Annotated in this window: 13 protein-coding genes; 4 read left to right on the top strand and 9 right to left on the bottom strand. The window is 39.0% G+C overall.

What is annotated here, in order from left to right:
• Positions 1–8 precede the first annotated feature (8 nt).
• Genes ACESPU_RS09350 through ACESPU_RS09335 form a run of 4 tightly spaced genes read left to right on the top strand, consistent with a single transcriptional unit; the run spans position 9 to position 7,820 of the window.
• Positions 9–1,355, top strand: coding sequence for an AAA family ATPase (locus ACESPU_RS09350; protein ID WP_373133319.1), 1,347 nt, complete (start codon positions 9–11; stop codon positions 1,353–1,355).
• Positions 1,352–2,089: a retron system putative HNH endonuclease gene (locus ACESPU_RS09345; protein WP_373133318.1), complete on the top strand. Its 738-nt coding sequence runs from the start codon at positions 1,352–1,354 to the stop codon at positions 2,087–2,089. Before ACESPU_RS09350 ends, ACESPU_RS09345 begins: the two co-directional genes overlap by 4 nt.
• 3 nt (positions 2,090–2,092) lie before the next feature.
• Positions 2,093–5,245 carry a type I restriction endonuclease subunit R gene (locus ACESPU_RS09340; protein WP_373133316.1) on the top strand — a complete coding sequence of 1,051 codons (3,153 nt, stop codon included), beginning with the start codon at positions 2,093–2,095 and terminating at the stop codon, positions 5,243–5,245.
• A gap of 31 nt (positions 5,246–5,276) precedes the next feature.
• Positions 5,277–7,820 carry an ATP-binding protein gene (locus ACESPU_RS09335; RefSeq protein WP_373133315.1) on the top strand — a complete coding sequence of 848 codons (2,544 nt, stop codon included), beginning with the start codon at positions 5,277–5,279 and terminating at the stop codon, positions 7,818–7,820.
• Positions 7,821–7,901: 81 nt separating this feature from the next.
• Here ACESPU_RS09335 and ACESPU_RS09330 read toward each other — a convergent pair whose 3' ends face one another.
• The 9 genes from ACESPU_RS09330 to mnmE all read right to left on the bottom strand — a co-directional run bounded on the left by ACESPU_RS09330 (position 7,902) and on the right by mnmE (position 16,882).
• Positions 7,902–8,423 (bottom strand): hypothetical protein, encoded by a 522-nt coding sequence (locus ACESPU_RS09330; protein ID WP_373133314.1) that lies wholly within the window; start codon positions 8,421–8,423, stop codon positions 7,902–7,904.
• 4 nt (positions 8,424–8,427) lie between these two features.
• On the bottom strand, positions 8,428–9,636 hold the full coding sequence (locus tag ACESPU_RS09325) for a relaxase (protein WP_373133313.1): 1,209 nt from the start codon (positions 9,634–9,636) through the stop codon (positions 8,428–8,430).
• Entirely contained in the window at positions 9,633–10,061 is a 429-nt protein-coding gene (locus ACESPU_RS09320; RefSeq protein WP_120139437.1) for a metalloproteinase, read from the bottom strand. The genes ACESPU_RS09325 and ACESPU_RS09320 overlap by 4 nt, the downstream gene beginning before the upstream one ends.
• Positions 10,062–10,382: 321 nt before the next feature.
• Positions 10,383–11,453, bottom strand: a complete 1,071-nt coding sequence (locus tag ACESPU_RS09315) for an AAA family ATPase (protein ID WP_373133312.1) — start codon at positions 11,451–11,453, stop codon at positions 10,383–10,385.
• A gap of 5 nt (positions 11,454–11,458) precedes the next feature.
• On the bottom strand, positions 11,459–11,833 hold the full coding sequence (locus ACESPU_RS09310) for a helix-turn-helix domain-containing protein (protein ID WP_373133310.1): 375 nt from the start codon (positions 11,831–11,833) through the stop codon (positions 11,459–11,461).
• 98 nt (positions 11,834–11,931) lie between these two features.
• Positions 11,932–12,924 carry a hypothetical protein gene (locus ACESPU_RS09305; protein WP_373133309.1) on the bottom strand — a complete coding sequence of 331 codons (993 nt, stop codon included), beginning with the start codon at positions 12,922–12,924 and terminating at the stop codon, positions 11,932–11,934.
• Between the two features lie 179 nt (positions 12,925–13,103).
• Positions 13,104–14,219 (bottom strand): site-specific integrase, encoded by a 1,116-nt coding sequence (locus tag ACESPU_RS09300; RefSeq protein WP_304244790.1) that lies wholly within the window; start codon positions 14,217–14,219, stop codon positions 13,104–13,106.
• 117 nt (positions 14,220–14,336) lie between these two features.
• The gene (locus tag ACESPU_RS09295) at positions 14,337–15,212 is read right to left on the bottom strand and encodes a helix-turn-helix domain-containing protein (RefSeq protein ID WP_042985143.1); all 876 of its coding nucleotides are present in this window, start codon (positions 15,210–15,212) and stop codon (positions 14,337–14,339) included.
• A gap of 284 nt (positions 15,213–15,496) precedes the next feature.
• Positions 15,497–16,882, bottom strand: a complete 1,386-nt coding sequence (gene mnmE / locus ACESPU_RS09290) for a tRNA uridine-5-carboxymethylaminomethyl(34) synthesis GTPase MnmE (protein ID WP_158532254.1) — start codon at positions 16,880–16,882, stop codon at positions 15,497–15,499.

Raw genomic sequence — 16,882 nt, 5'->3', positions numbered from 1 at the left:
GAAATATTATGCAAGATATAACAATAAAAAATTTCCGATGCTACGAAGAAAAAAATATGGAATTTCGGAGAGGAGTAAATTTGCTGATAGGAGATAATTCTGTTGGTAAAACTTCGTTATTGCACGCCTGTAACTTAGTAGTAAATGCTTTTTTCTCTGGTTATAGCGATGAAAACACTGTATGGAAAAGTGCGGATGACAATGATTTCCGTGAAACGGGAGTTGCAGAATTACCCATTGAAATTATATTTCACCCCAATGAACAAGATTATCCCATTATACAAACACAGTCTGGTAACAATTATTCTTTAGACCCAAATGTAGAGCTGAAGATAGAAAAAAAGTCTAAAAAGAATTCTCGTAATCTTACAACAGGTTTAAAGCCATTAAGAGATTATGCCACTGTTTGTAATCATTCTTCTCATATACTACAAGAAGATAAAAGTATTCTACAAGTAAACGTATTGCCTGTATATGCTTGTTTTACTACGGAAGATATCCATTCAGTGCGTAAGTTTGATAAGAATAAATTTAACAAATACAATCACAAACCTTCATTTGGATATTTTGAGTGTTATGATTGTAGAGGATTGTTTGAGTGTTGGATAAAACGTTTGCTTGTATTAAAAGGGGCTCAAAAAGGTGAGGAGGAAATTAATTCCGTAAGAAATGCCATTATTGATGCATTAGGTCCTACTGGGTGTAATATCATCAATGATATGGATATACGTCATAATGAAGGCAAGGTATATTTCAAGTTTGTTGACGGACGCGAATCAGAATCCGCATTGCTGTCTGACGGTTATCGTCGTTTGGTAAATATTGTGATGGATATTGCTTTTCGTTGTGCTTTACTTAATAAATCTATGTTTGGCGCCCAGTGCTACAAACATACGCATGGCACTGTCATTATTGATGAGATTGATGAACATCTGCATCCGGCTTTGCAAGTCCGTGTGCTGAAAGCATTACAAGATACTTTCCCGAAAATTCAATTTATAATAAGTACGCATGCTCCTTTGGTTATGTCGTCAGTTGAACCAAGAAAAGATGAAAACGGTAATGACATCAATGTGGTGTACAGACTGGAATATGCCGATGGTATTTATTCTCATAAAGAATTAAAGCCATACGGATTAGATGCAAATTTAATTCTTGAAGAAATGTCTTTGGTAGATAGTCGGGTTCCTGAAATTGCTGACCGTATTGGAAAAATAAAAGATTTAATATCTGAAAAATTATTAGATCAGGCCTCTTCTGAGATTAGTTTATTAGAGGAAGAAACGGATCCGAATCAACCGGTATTGGTTAGACTCCGTGCTATTATTAACAGACTAGAAGCATTGGGAAAATGAGATATATTGAGAAAGATTTCAGCTGTGAAAATATAGATGTCATAGCATACGAAACAGAACTAATAGAAAATAAATTAGATAAATGTAATCTAAGTGATGCTGCTATTCATCCTACAATGTCAGGGCCTGATGTTTATGATGTAGTAAAGAGTTTTGACTCTTTTAAAGAACTTAAACAAGCAATGCTAAGAGAGCAAGGTTATATTTGCTGTTATTGTGGCCAGTCAATAAAAGATTCTACATGTATTGTAGAACATGTTTTGCCTAAATCGAAATATCGACATCTTGCTGGTGAATATGAAAATTTATTATTGTCTTGCAAGCCAACACAAGAAGAGGAGACTGAAAGAAAAAAAACTGGCGGAAATAAAAAAAACAATATAAAATATTGGCATTGTGATAAATTAAAAGAGAATGAGGAATTGAATTATACACCTTTGCAAAATGATTGTGCATCTCATTTTATATATTTGGATAATGGAGAGGTAAAAGGGGATGATATGCTTGCGAATGCCGATATAAAAACTTTAGGGTTAAACTGTAATTATTTAAAAAATAGAAGATATAATGCTATCCTCGGAGCAATATTCGATGAGGATAATACATTAATTTCAAATGAAGAAATGGAACAATATGCAACATTAGTTATGAAAAGAAAACAAGATGGCAGTTTAGTTGAATTTTGTTTTGTAATAGCGGGGGCAATAAATCATTTATTAAAAAAGGATAAATAAACCATGTCAACAGACTACAGCGAAGACCGACTCATACAGAAAAGTGCCGCCGAGTTAATGGAAACAGAACTTGGCTGGACTTCTGTTTATGCATACGACAAAGAGGTATTGGGAGAAAACGGTACACTTGGCCGTAACAGTTTTCATGAAGTATTGCTTATACAGCGATTCCGACTTGCCTTGAAAAAGCTGAATCCGTGGATAAACGACAAGCAGATTGCAGAAGCTATTGAAAGAATGACGGAACGTATGAACAGTCAGACTCTGATGCAGATAAACGAACAGAAATATCAGTTTATCCGTGATGGTATACCAGTAACACGTATAAAACAGGACGGTACATCGGAAGAAATAAAAGCTGTAGTCATAGATTTCGAAAATGCCGGCAATAATGACTTTCTATGCGTCCGGGAACTTTGGGTTTATGGTGCGCTATATAGGCGCAGAGCGGATATTGTGGGATTTGTAAACGGCATACCATTACTGTTTGTCGAGCTGAAGAACCACAATGTGGAAGTTGAAAATGCTTTTAACGAGAATTATCGGGATTATCTGAACACCATACCGCAGTTGTTCTATCATAATGCCTTTATCATATTCAGTAACGGACTGGAAGCCCGTGTTGGTACCATTGATTCGAAGTGGAAATTTTTCCATGAGTGGAAACGACTTACAGAATTGGATAATGGAAACATTGAGCTTCCAACAATGTTGCGCGGTATCTGTAAAAAAGAAAATTTCCTTGACCTGCTGGAAAACTATATCCTTTATGACCATTCCGACGGGAAAACGGTGAAAATTATGGCGCGAAACCATCAGTATCTGGGAGTGAACCAGGCTGTGGAGATGTATAAAAACCGTGAATATGTAAACGGAAAACTAGGAGTCTTCTGGCATACACAAGGAAGTGGCAAGAGCTATTCCATGCTGTTCCTTGCTTGTAAAATCAGACGGAAATTCGCGGGTTCTCCAACTATCGTAATCCTGACCGACCGAGAAGAACTGAACAAACAAATCAGTGACACATTTGAGAATTGCGGTGTGCTTGGGAATGTAAAAGCCAAAAGTTTCATTGCAAGCAGCGGAGATGACCTGATAACGAAGCTGAAAGGTAATCCTTCGTTCATATTCTCCCTGATTCAGAAATTCAACAAGCCTGATGCTGAACCAATTTATCCTGACCATGATATTATTGTAATCAGTGATGAGGCGCATCGTACGCAGAATGGAGTATTCGCAGAAAATCTTCTGCATTTGTTACCTACAGCCAACCGTATTGGATTCACCGGCACACCTTTGCTACGTGATGACAATATAACTGCCAGAACTTTTGGTGGATATGTCAGTATATATGACTTCAAACGTGCCGTTGACGATAAGGCTACTGTGCCGTTATATTATGAAAACCGCGGCGAACGTCTGAAGGAGCTGAAGAATCCGGAAATCAACGAAGAAATTGCTGCCGTTCTGGAACAGGCTGGCGAAATTGATGCTTCGCAACAGACGAAACTGGAACGCGAATTTGCCAAAGAGGTACATTTGCTGACAGCACCGAAACGCCTCAGAATCGTTGCGAAGGATTTTGTTCGCCATTACAGTGACTTGTGGACTTCGGGAAAGGCAATGGTAGTGTGCTACAACAAGGTGACTTGCGTACGCATGTACAATTATGTACAGGAATATTGGCAGAAAGAAAAAGAATCATTGGAAAAACAAATATCCAAATCCACCTATCAGCAGGAAGTACAGGAGTTAAAACGTAAACTGGATTGGATGCAACAAACGGAAATGGCAGTTGTCGTTTCGCAAGAGCAGAACGAAATACAGACATTCCAGAAATGGGGACTTGACATTTTGCCGCATCGTGAAAAAATGGAAAAACGCGAGCTTGACAAAGAGTTCAAAAACACAGAGAATCCACTGCGTGTAGTATTTGTCTGTGCAATGTGGCTGACCGGATTTGATGTCAAGTCGCTTTCATGCCTTTATATCGACAAACCAATGAAAGCTCATACACTGATGCAGACTATTGCACGTGCAAACCGTGTATCTGATGGTAAAGACAATGGCTTGATCATAGATTATATAGGAATTGTAAAGGCTCTTCGTAAAGCATTGGCAGACTATACAGCCAGTCCGGAAGGTGGAGCCGATGGTAATGATCCGACAATTGATAAACAGGAACTGATTAAGCATGTGACAGAAACAATTTCTGCGGCAACAGCTTTTCTTAAAGAACATGATTTTGAACTGCAGGAACTGATTGATGCTGATACATTCTTGAAACTGTCGCTGTTGAGAACTGGGGCAGACACTGTATGTGAACCGATTGAGATACGTAAAAGCTACTGTACATACATCACTACTTTGCTGAAATTATGGAAGTTCCTCGATCGTGATGACATCACGCAGGAAATGAAACAGAGCAAGGATGCTCTTGAGGCAATCTACAAAGAGCTGCAGAAAAAACGCAAACATGCTGACATCACTAATCTAAGTGTAGCGATTAATGTTATTGTTGATGAACATTTGGAATTGGATGCTGACAATATAGTAGCAGAAAGTGGTTCGAACCGTCGTTTTGATATCAGTAAAATCGACTTTGATTTACTCAGGCGGGAGTTTGCAAAAAAGAAAGAAAAGAATCTGATAATGAAAGATATCCAGGAACTACTACAGGAACGTATTGTTCAGATGATGGCAGCTAATCCCTCCAGAATTAATTTCTACGAGAAGTATCAGGAAATCATTCACAACTATAATGCTGAACAGAATAGGGCAAGCATTGAAAAGACTTTTGAAGATTTGATACACCTTACAGAAGAGTTGTCGGAAGAAGAAAAGCGTTACATCAGAGAGGGATTTGAAAGTGATGAACAGCTTTCTTTGTACGATGTATTGTTTAAAGACGATTTGTCAAAAGAAGATATTAGAAAGCTGAAGAATGTAGCCAAAGACTTATTGGGTAGAATAAAGTCTATGCTAAAGACAATGGATCATCCATTTGACAAACAGGAAACAAAAGCTTCTATTGTTATTGCAATAAGGGATTTACTATGGCAAGAACTACCTGAAAGTTATTCAGATGAAAGCATTACTTATTATCGTGATGCTGTGTTTAATTATATCAGCCAACGGTACGGTGGGGTAGCCTGAATATACAAAATTAATTTTTATCAAATAAATTATGATGACTTATAAAGATACTACACTTTGGAAAGAAGCATTCAATGATAAATACGGGTATATTGCATTAAGAGAAAGATTAACTAATGCATTTGAAATAGCACATAATAATGCATCATTTCTACTCGATAAAATTAGAATAGATTTTCCTTCATTAACAATACATGATATAACTCATGTTGATAGTCTTTGGCAAGTTGCAAGTATAATTGCAGGAAAGGATTATCAATTAAATCCTTTGGAAGGCTTTATTTTAGGATGTTCATTTCTTATACATGATGCAGCATTGTCTTATATAGCAGTAGGGGGTAAGGATTCATTGCGCTCTACCACTGAATGGAAAGACTTTCATTCAGATTATATTTCTAAATCAGATATGACTGATGAGGAAAAAGAATATGAAACCGATTTTAGAACTATTCGTTATCTCCATGCTAAATACGCAAAGGATTTATGTAATCAGATTTTTGATAGAGAAAATGGATCTACGTTTTACATTATAGAAGATGATGAATTAAGAAAACATTTATGGCAAGTTATAGGTGATATTGCAGCAAGTCATCATTGGAATATGGATAAAGTCAAAACGTTAGGAAATCAAATCCCTGCTTTAGCAGGTTTTCCTGTAGACTGGCGAATAAATCCATTGAAATTAGCTTGTCTTTTGAGATGTGCAGATGCGGGACATATTGATTCAGGGAGAGCGCCAGACTATCTTTTAAAATTATTAGATATAAATGGAGTTTCTCGGAATCATTGGGAAGCCCAAAATAAATTATCTCAAATAGATATTGACACAACAAATAAATCTAATGTTATTATTGCTTCAAATATTGCTTTTTCGGAATCAGATTATGCAGCATGGAATGTTGTTTACGATGCTGTTATGGTTCTTAACAATGAGCTTATTCAATCTTATGAAGTTTTAAATAATCTTCCGTCTCCGATACCTTTTCAGGCACGTCGGGTAAGTGGTGCTGGATCAAGAGAAGAATTATGTAAATATGTAAAGACATATGGATGGTTCCCTTGTGATGCTAATATTCATATTAGTAATATTGAAGGGGTTATAAAGACTCTCGGAGGGGAAAAATTATATGGAAAAGAAAAAAAAGTAGAGTATGTCGTACGCGAGCTAATACAAAATGCAAGAGATGCAATTGTCGCTAGAAAATATTTGGAAGAAGGCTTTGAAGGTCGTATTGATGTTTATATTGAAGAAAAAGATAATAATCAATGGCTTATTGTTAAAGATAATGGTATCGGCATGTCTATGCAAACCATAAAAGACTATTTATTAAATTTTGGAAAGAGCTTTTGGGCTTCAGATCTAGCTAAAGAAGAAAATCCAGGTTTGGCATCTTCTGGATTCAAATCTGTAGGTCAATTTGGAATAGGCTTTTATTCTATTTTTATGATTGCCTCTGAAGTTATTGTTGAGACTAGGAAATATAATGAATCGCTAAATAGCAATATTAAATTACGTTTTCCTAATGGTTTATGCTTACGTCCAATTGTATCACAATGCAATGGTAGCAGTATGAATGTAAGCACAATAATAAAAGTATGTATTAATCCTAAAGAGGTAATCTGGAAAAACATTGTAAAAGTTCATTCAGGGATGTCTGGTGTAAAGGATTTTAACGTTCCTTTTAAGGATATACTAGCAAATATTACTGCAGGACTTGATGTGGATGTGTATTACAATGAACTAGGAAATTCTTTTGGAAAAATACATGTTAATATATATTCTGAAAACTTTGATAAACACCAATGGTTGATAGATGCAACGTATGCTAGACATCATGAAGGGCAGAGATATGTAAAGTACATAGATAGCAATTATAATCGATTACGCTATATTTATTTCAATGAGCAAATTGTAGGATTGGCTGCATTAAATACACTTTATCAACGTCATTTTTCATATATGAGTATTCGTACAGTTGGAGGATTATCAACCTTTTCTGGTGATAGTGGAATGGGACTCTATATGGGATATATTTCAACAGAACCAGAAACAGCCAGACGTGATGGAAAATTTGACACTAAAATATTAAATGAATGGGTTATAGAGCAATATGACATTTTACTTAAACAAGGGTTAACTGATAGTGATAAACTATGGCTACCATATAACTTATGTAATTTTGATATTGATATGTGTGATATTTTAATGGTTTATTTTGCTAATAAGTCTAGCTTATTTTCTGCAGATCTAAAATCATTATTATCGTTGATAGCAAAAGGAGCTAATTTAGTCTTTGCGATTGCACCACATGGTGATGATGATAGGATTGATACATATACGGATAGGGAAAGAAGTATTAATATGCTTAATGAAAATGAATACCTTTTTATTCCATGTACTAATAGTAGTTTTTTAAATACTGAAGTTAAAGATAATTCTTATTTTAACATTATTAGTTGTATAAAAGCTGTTGCAGCCAAAATGGAACTTAAAATCCAATTTAATTTGGTTGATAACAAAACTCATTCTGGAATAGGAGGAAGGTATAAAGGGTTGGTCCTTAGTTGTTCGTGATTTAATGTATATAGGGAATTATTAAAAAAAGAGTTCTCAACTGGTAGATTAAAGTTTACCAGTTGAGACTATCTTAATATTTTACTTTTGTAAAAAATACGTCACCACTACCACCATCGTAATTCCCAAGATTGCAATAACTCCACATACAGCAACCATTCTCCAAATTAACCAGGAATGCAAAAATTCTACATTCGCCACGATCATACAGACCAAGAAAGAGGATAGGGCTATTAGAATGACAATCCAAATATAAAATGCTTTATATGATAGAGAAATGTGATTATCCATTTGAGCAATCCTCTGCTCTGTCTCTGTGCACTTGATCTCTATTTGGTCAATGAACTGGCCAAGAACGGTATTGCCAAATTTTACAGCCTGCTCTTGCGTATCCTGGGTAATAGACAACTTGTATTTTCCTAATAAATCTACCAATGCGGTAAGATCCGTCCTCAATCCATACACATTGTCATTCAACTCAGCAAGTTCTTTTACGTTTATGCCAAGCAGACGTTTTTCCTCTTCAAGATATTCATTTTGAGGAGTACTTATGGTAGCCTGCGTTTCCTTCATTTCAGCGGTAAAATCAAATTTCTTTTTCATAAGCTCATCGTTTTAATCCAGTTTTCGGTTTCTTTCCTAAGGAACGAATGGCAGCACGGGCACATCTTTTTGCCCAAAAGAGATCATCCTCGTCCTTATCTCTCCATGGCAATTCGCTTTGTGAACCACCGCCACCTCCGGTTGGTACATTGGGGACTTCCAGCAATCCGACAAATATTGCTACTGCCATATCGGTTAAATCCTGTGAATTGGAGACGAAACGATAATCAAATTCATTGTTAAAATGGTTGAGAACCTTTTCTGGAATGTAGAACCGATGTTCCTGACCTTCGTGACTCAATGTATAGGGAACCGTATTCGGATTGTAGTTCTTATATTGGGTATAATCTGCGGATGCCGATGCCTTCTGAATCTGTTTCGAATCAATGTTTTTAGGTTTGTTATTCGCTGAAATGCCTGACCTATAATGAAGTTTCTCCCATGTGGCAGGAAGTTTTGAAACCATCAAGTTTCTACCAATACCCAGATCGGAAGCTTTGTATTTCGTCTTTCCTTTCATGATAGCATATCCGTGAAGAATACCATCATCGTCCTTTCGCTCATGTATGGTGTATCCTTTCTTTGTCAATGCATTCTTGTATTCATCCCATGACCATGATGACATGGATTTAAGTACATTCATACAATCCCGTGTAACCAATGGTATGTTAACATTTCTTACCTGTTTTGCTGTTGTCCATCCACGTTTCTTTGCCACTCTTTCCGCTGCCCATTGGGCACGAAGGTGTATATTGTGGTCGTTGTTAATCTGTCCGTCTTCATCCATCCGGCAGACAGCAGCATGAAGATGTGGAACACCGCTATTGGATTCCATATGGAGCCAGACTGTGTATTTGCTGTTGGCCAGATTGGTCGGACAGTTTCGTACTTTCCCGTCCTTGTCTTTGAACATCTGTTTGTCAAACTCTGTAGCGAAATCCTGCCAAAGTTTTTGCCAGTCTTCAATGGTGAAGTCCTTGGTATGTTCGGGTGACGGACTAAGTTCAATCCTGATGACTGAATTCTTCACCGGACGGAAGCGGGAAAGAGTAAATTGCATGGAATTCCAGACACCCATTGCATCTGGTTCAGATGGCATCATATTGTCCAATACCCGATAGATTTTTTCCGGATGTTTTTTATTATGTGATTCGCCGGTTATATAACGGATGTCGTTTATGCCATGCGATATTGCTTTAGCCTTTGCGATCATGATTCTTCAGTTTTATTATTGGTTGGAATACTGTTTGGCTCTTTTACGGAATTTAGGAATTGGCAGACATTTTCTGCCACATTGCCAAGCTCCTTCAGCCAGTTCACCATAAATGGAATCTGGTTGAACATCGTGTGCCGTTGGCTTGTACTCATTCCATGAAGGGCTGATGTGTATTTCACCAGGTCAGCACGGCAGTTGTCCAGATTCTGCAGCAGTGCAGCTTCTTCTTTGGAGAGTCTTGCCTTTGGCTTATAATTATATGCCCGCGCAAGCAGATAATCGCTTACGGTCATTCCGCATTGTTCGGCCAGTGACTTGATATGTTCTTTCTGTCGGGGGCTGACTTTGGCCCCGATAAATACGGTTCTCCTGTTGTCCGGAGTCTCGTTCTGTTCTGTTTGTTTTATTATTTCTTTTTCCATGAAAATCTAATATTATAACGGGTTAAAGTGCGAGCCTGCGAGTACCGCACCGGCGAAGTGGCTGAGCCGGCGAGAGCGCCAATGTACAACCATAACGGAGTGGAGGTTATACATTGGCATATCTCGCAACAGATACCTGTTGAAACTGCACGGCAGGCCGTGTCGTATATACAAATGAAATAGACATTTCGACTACTACCATAAACGATATAAGTATTCTGGTTATCCAATAAAAGGGGAGAAGATGAATATTCCCTATAACATCTTTATGACTTTGCTTTATTCTAATATGTACACCCTGCCAATAAAGTAAAGCCGAATTCAATAATGGCTGTCTGGGTTGATTTTATATTCCTTTCCCTCTTTTATGACCATCCTTTTGTTACTGAGGAAGGTGGCAACTTTAACTGCTTTGTTATGTCCCAGCTTAATGTCCTGCAGAGCATATCCTTCCTTCAGTCGTTCCAGATAATCGTCATAACTGGTAATACAGACGTTTGTAAAAGCTGCGTCCAGAGCTGCCCGATGCACGCTCTCGGAAATTTCCTTGTACGGATCAAACGGTTCTTTTGCAGGTCTTCCAATTTTCTTTTCCTGGGGCTGATAGGAATCGAGCAGTTCAGGTAAGACTTCATCGTTTATGCGGAAAGCAAACGGTTCAAATTCCCGGTCACGGATATGAATGGCTTCTACTACGCTCACTGTTCTGTCCATTTTGTCCACTTCTACCTGCATGACTGTTTCTGCCTTGTTATTCAGTTCCGTGCCGATGTGACCACGGGCATTCTCGTCATTCTTGTTCTGATGGAGAATGGTATGAATGTGAATCTGGCGGTCATCCGTCCATTGCATGAATCTGGAAATAATATCGGTCGCTTCACTGGGGGAATTGATATCATAAAGAAAGTCTCGGATGCCATCTATAATCACCAGTCCGAGATCGGGGATTGTGCCGATAGCCTGTTCGACTATAGCCAGACGTATCGGAGGGGCGTACTTGCGCAAAGCCAGCATAATCAGATTATCTGGATTCTTCTCCTCCGGGAGTCCGGCAAGGCGCAGGATTCTTTTCAATACTTTCTGGCAATGATGGCGTCCCTGTTCTGTATCAATGTACAGAACAGTTCGCTTATCCTCTGGAAATGATGAACGGTATTTCAGCACTGTTCCGTTTTTCAATGCTGACGCTGCAATGGCTGTAACGTTAAAAGTTTTCTTACTTTTGGCTTTGCCTATAGAGGCACTGAAGTTCCCCAGTGTACCGATTGCGGCATTATCTACCATCAATACAACCGGTGACTGTTCATAAGCTCCGTTTGCACTTACAGCAGACTCCTCCATATAAGCGGTCAATTCCTCGTCAGTAGGAATTCTAATGTCTGTCTTGTCCATAGGCTTTACACGTTTTTAGGGTTAGCCTTACGACGGATGGCAGCAAGCATCTGTGTCTGTTCTTCTTCAAAAGTCAGTGGAGCCTGTACCTTTCTTCCGGTCTCAAGCCATTTGTCCAGTTCATCACGATAGACAAAAAGATGTTTGCCTTGTTTGATTACAGGAATGCCTCCATGCTTGACCTTATAATAAAATGAGGATTTGGATATACCAAGGTAGGTACATACTTCATCCACCGTCATAGGAACGTGATGGTTCTCTTTGACCTTGTTTTGGACTGCCAGACTGTTTTTCAATACAGTTTCCAGACTTTCAATTCTCTTACATAATTCACCTACAACTGTAGGTAAATCGTTAAAGGTTAAATTTCTAAAATGCATAATGTCTTTATTTGTTGTGTTTAAATACGCCACAAACTAAATCAATGACATTATGCAGAAAAATAGGAGACGAGAATCATTTTCCGGTCTGTATTAATTCATTTTTTCTCACACTGGGCTTTGTTTATAAGAGTATAATCAAATTTGAAATCATCATATTTTGGACTGTCAATAGGAATCTGACTGTGTATGGTATCCTTGAGATTCTTGACAAGGTATCCCAAGGTGGCATTTTTTAATTCATTAGGGAATATAGTTTTTATGAAATTGGCTCTTTCTGATAATGATATACCTAACCGTTCGCCTATATTCCAGACAAAATGTCTTAATGAAGGTGATGTAAGAGGAGTTTCCATTTTTGAACGGATGGGTTTATACAAATCTGATTGCCCACTTGCCAAATGGTCTATGTTTTCATGTAGTATAAGCAGATTCTCTTTAGTAAGAAATTTTGCGGTAGAATAGGTGGTATATTCATGAATAGCCTTTATAATCATTATTTTTCTCTCCAATTCTTCCTTCTGAATTTCTTCCATACGGCTTTCGAATCCCTGGAGATATGAAAAAGCTTCGGGTTTAACTTCTGAGGTAGGTTGTTGCTCCAAAACTTTGATTTCTTTCGAATCATCATGCTGCTCTGATATTGTAATGGATGTAACGATTTCAGAGCTGACAGCTTTATTTTCTGTCGTATCAGTATTCTTTGTCTTTTCCGGTAACTCAATCATTGAAATAACTTCTGTTGCATTGCTAACTTCAATCATTTCTATATCTGAAACTTCTACAGTTGGTTCACTGCATTCTTCAATTATCATATCTGGTTTGGGAATAACTTTGTCAGGTATAGAATTTCTTTGATTATCAGAAAAGATCTGCGGACATTCATCCGTAAGGAATATATAGAATACACGTTGTAATTCTCCGCACGTTATGATTATTACAACAGTTCCTAATATTATAGGTGTTGTATATCTGGTCAGATCTATCTGGTGATTAATGTACAGATATGTTGCAATTACTGAAAAAAGGATACAACTTACTGCAAGTATGAAACTTGTCTTTCGTGCCGATAATTTAATATTGTTTGTCATGTTCCGTAATTATATGTATTAGTTTTTATGGCAAATATATTTTCTATTTCCAAATAGTTGTAATTAGTGACAGATAATCGTTGAGATTTTAAGAAAAATAAGCCTAAAGTACGAAAATCATACTCTAAATCATACTATAATCATACTTTAGGCCTATTATTTATTTAGAATACAGACTGCTATCCTTTCCTTTTTAGGGTAATCTTGTTGCTCGCTTCACGCTTGTTGCTGTCCACTACTTTCATGTATCTTTGGGTCGTGGTTATGCTCTTGTGAGCCATCATACTTTGTATGGTACGGATGTCGGTCCCTGCAGCTCCTTGCAGGGTTGCGAATGTTCTACGATACGAATGGAATGTTATATTCTTTGTGATTCCGGCAGAACGAATCCATTCCTTCATGGGAACTTGGGTCCAGCACCTTTTCAAACCTTTGAATACCAAACCCTTCTTCTCAGGTGAGTATTCTATCAGCTTCAGGGCTTCATCACTAATGGGGATGATGTCTTCCGTCTTTGTTTTCTGTGTGATGGTGTGTACACATTTTCCTCCTGCTGCAAAATCAACGATTTCCTCCCAGCAGAGAGTAAGTATGTCACTGAGTCTCAAACTAGTCAGGCACGAAAAGAGGGAAGCGGTTTTTAGAACTGGTATCTTGCATGGTGTTTCGGCCAGACAGTACAATTCCTCTACACTCAAATAGTCCTTTACCACATCTTCCGGTTCAATCTTTTCCAGGAAATCATTTATGTTTGACTTGATCAGCCGATTGCGGTAGAGAATCTTCAGGAATCCTCTGAATGTGGACCAGTAGCCGGACGCAGAGTTTCGTGTAATATATCCATCTCGTTTTAGCTGTCTGGCATTGAGCAGATATTCACGAAACTTGTTGCACAGCTCCACATCAATTTCTTCGAAAGTACATTTGCCATGTACGAAGTTATAGAAGTGCTGATAAACGAATTCCCATTTCTGGTCGTGCTTGGGAAGTTGCTTACGGTAGTATTCCAGAAAGTCTGCCTTATATTTCCTCTTGTCGAAGAAATCATATCGTTCGTTTACGATAGCTTCAAAGCGCCGGCATCGGATGGCTTCTGCTTTCTCTGACATAGTTGCATTGAAGTCACGTTCCCGCTGATTCTTCGGATTTGCATAGATATAAATGTTCAAACCTTCGTGACGGATAGTCTTCATCGTTTCCTGGTCACGATAGCCCGGATAATAGTCCAGATAGAAGGAAAGCATACCATTTTTTAGTGGGCGGGTTCTCAAAGTTACAGTTTTACATTCTGACATAGTTACAAATGTTATTAGTTGACTTAAATTTTGCGGTGAAGATGCACAATGACTTTATGCAGACCGCATTCAGCATAAAATCATTTTCCAGTCTGTATATCTGTCTGTACAGATTCATTATCTGGCGCCCATAATGTGGTCAAATTCCACTTTCAGGAATCTCACAAAGCGCCCTTTCTTCTCCCGTTTTATTTCGTGGAATTGCAGAATGCCGTAAACTGAATCCCGTGTGAGACTATACTTCTTCATGGCTTCCTGCACGGTATAATATTCTGAAGAATCATCTTCGGTTGTCTTCTTGGACAGATCGAAGTGAAGTTTTGAGTAGAATATCTGGCCGTGCTCTTTCTTTGAAGGGATGTTGTTGCGGTAAACATGTGAACGGATGGCTACACGTGTCATCCCATAGTTTTTCTCGATTTCTTCCGGAGTGTACCATTCGGTCAAGGCGTCATCAGTCTTATATTTGGCAAATGCCGCATCTATGTGCTTTTTACTGTAATAATTAAACTGGCGGATTCTGACCTTGGGAACATTATTTTGCCGGGTATAGGTCCACACCCATTTGGCGTTAACTTTGTACTTTTCCGCAATCTGTTCAGCTGTATAATACTCGGTAACGTCAAATTCATCTTTTGGTCTGAGAACTTCATAAGGTTTTGTTTTCAGCATAAGTTCGATGTCGGTTCTTCTGATGAGCGACATTCTTGAACTCAGCCTTGATGCACGAAGTTTGTCTTCTTTTACCAATTTATAGACATACTGGCGAGAAACTCCCATTAGTCTGGCTGCTTGAGAAAAGGTAAAGTATTCCTGGCTCTCCAGTTTGTTCTTTACCTCCAGCATTTCCTGAAATTCGCGCATTTCCATTCTACGTTCCTTCATACGGTGTTTGTAACCTCTTTTGGAACATTGCGGACTACAATAATTGGTAGTGGTCTTTTTTGCCATGAAAGGCTTGCCGCACCACTGGCAGATTCTTTTTACTTCCATTTTTGTTATTCTCCATATTTTAGTGAAACATGAGCTTTTTACAGCTCGGATAATTTCCCTTTTTGTCTACTCACGTAAACCATTGTCAACACACGTCAACAAATGCGTCAGTGTGACATCGGGCAAAATCCCTTAATTGTTCCGCGGTAGAAATACGGTAGAAAAATATGGTGAACAACAGTATCCAACTGTTTATAGCTGGATTTTTGGCAAATAAAAAAGCCGCTGAAAATCAGCGACTTCATTATAGTTAGTTCTAAATCGTTGCAGTTGATTACAATATCCTACTTGCCGATGCAAAAATGCTGAAATATATTCCCCAGCACCTGATCTGTCGTAACCTCTCCTACGATATCCGATAAATGGAATATACACTCCCGTAAATCTTGCGAGATGAAATCCCCGGAAAGGCTGGAGTTCAAACCTTCTTGTACCCTATGTATAGCTTCCAGCGCATGCGTAAGCGCCTCGAAGTGGCGGGCATTCGTTACGATGATGTCGCTTTGGTGGAGGGTGGGGATGGAAGAGACTTCCGTGAGGAGTTGTTGTAGCTCTGCGATATGCAGCTTGCCTTTGGCGGAAATAGCGATTTGATGCCAGCCTTCGGTGGGGAAAGAGAAGGTTGGGAGAGAGGATGCGGGTAATACATCGCATTTGTTCATCGCTAAGATAACAGACTTATTCGTTAATCTCGGAGCTATTTCTTGATAGAAAGCCTCGAAATCCTTGAGGTCACGGGTTAAGTCGTACATGAGGATGACGATTTGCGCTTGGTCTAGAGCCTTGAAACTACGTTCAATACCAAGAGCTTCGATCGTATCGCTTGTTTCACGGATACCGGCGGTGTCGATGAAACGGAAGAGCTGGCCGTTGATATTGATCGTATCCTCGATAACGTCACGGGTCGTTCCGTGGATGTCGCTGACGATCGCTTTATCCTCGTTCAACAAGGCGTTTAGTAAAGTAGATTTGCCGGCATTCGTCTCACCGATGATGGCGACAGGAATACCGTTTTTGATAGCGTTACCTACGCTGAAAGATTGGGCGAGTTTGGAGATGACCTGTTCGATATGATCCGCAAGCGTGCGAAGCTCGCTACGATCAGCGAACTCTAATTCCTCATGGTCACTGAAATCCAGTTCCAATTCCATGAGAGAGGTGAAATGGAGCAGTTGGTTTCGAAGTTCGGCGAGTTCCCTACTGAAACCACCTCGCATCTGGCTTAGAGCCAAACGATGTTGGCCGGCCGAAGTGGAGGCGATTAAATCCGCAACGGCCTCCGCTTGGCTAAGGTCCATCTTGCCATTCATGAAAGCACGTTGCGTATATTCACCCGGTTGCGCTATACGGCATCCGCTGGAGATAAGGAATTGCAGGATTTGTTGTTGGATATACGTCGAGCCGTGGCAGGTGATTTCCACCGTATCTTCCCCCGTGAAAGAATGGGGGGCACGGAAAACAGCGGCGATCACCTCATCTATGGTTTCGTCATTGTTACCGACGATGGAACCATACGTTAAGGTATAAGCCTTTTGGGTAGATAAACTCTTATCTACCTTCTTCGGCCGGAATATCCGATCACAAATCTTGAAAGCATCCGGCCCGGAGACACGGACCACTGCGATTCCTCCTACTCCCGGAGCTGTAGATATAGCGCAAATTGTACTCAT

It is taken from the genome of Parabacteroides sp. 20_3 (assembly GCF_964238835.1).
Classification (GTDB): domain Bacteria; phylum Bacteroidota; class Bacteroidia; order Bacteroidales; family Tannerellaceae; genus Parabacteroides; species Parabacteroides distasonis.
This window is presented reverse-complemented; position numbering and strand designations above follow the sequence as displayed.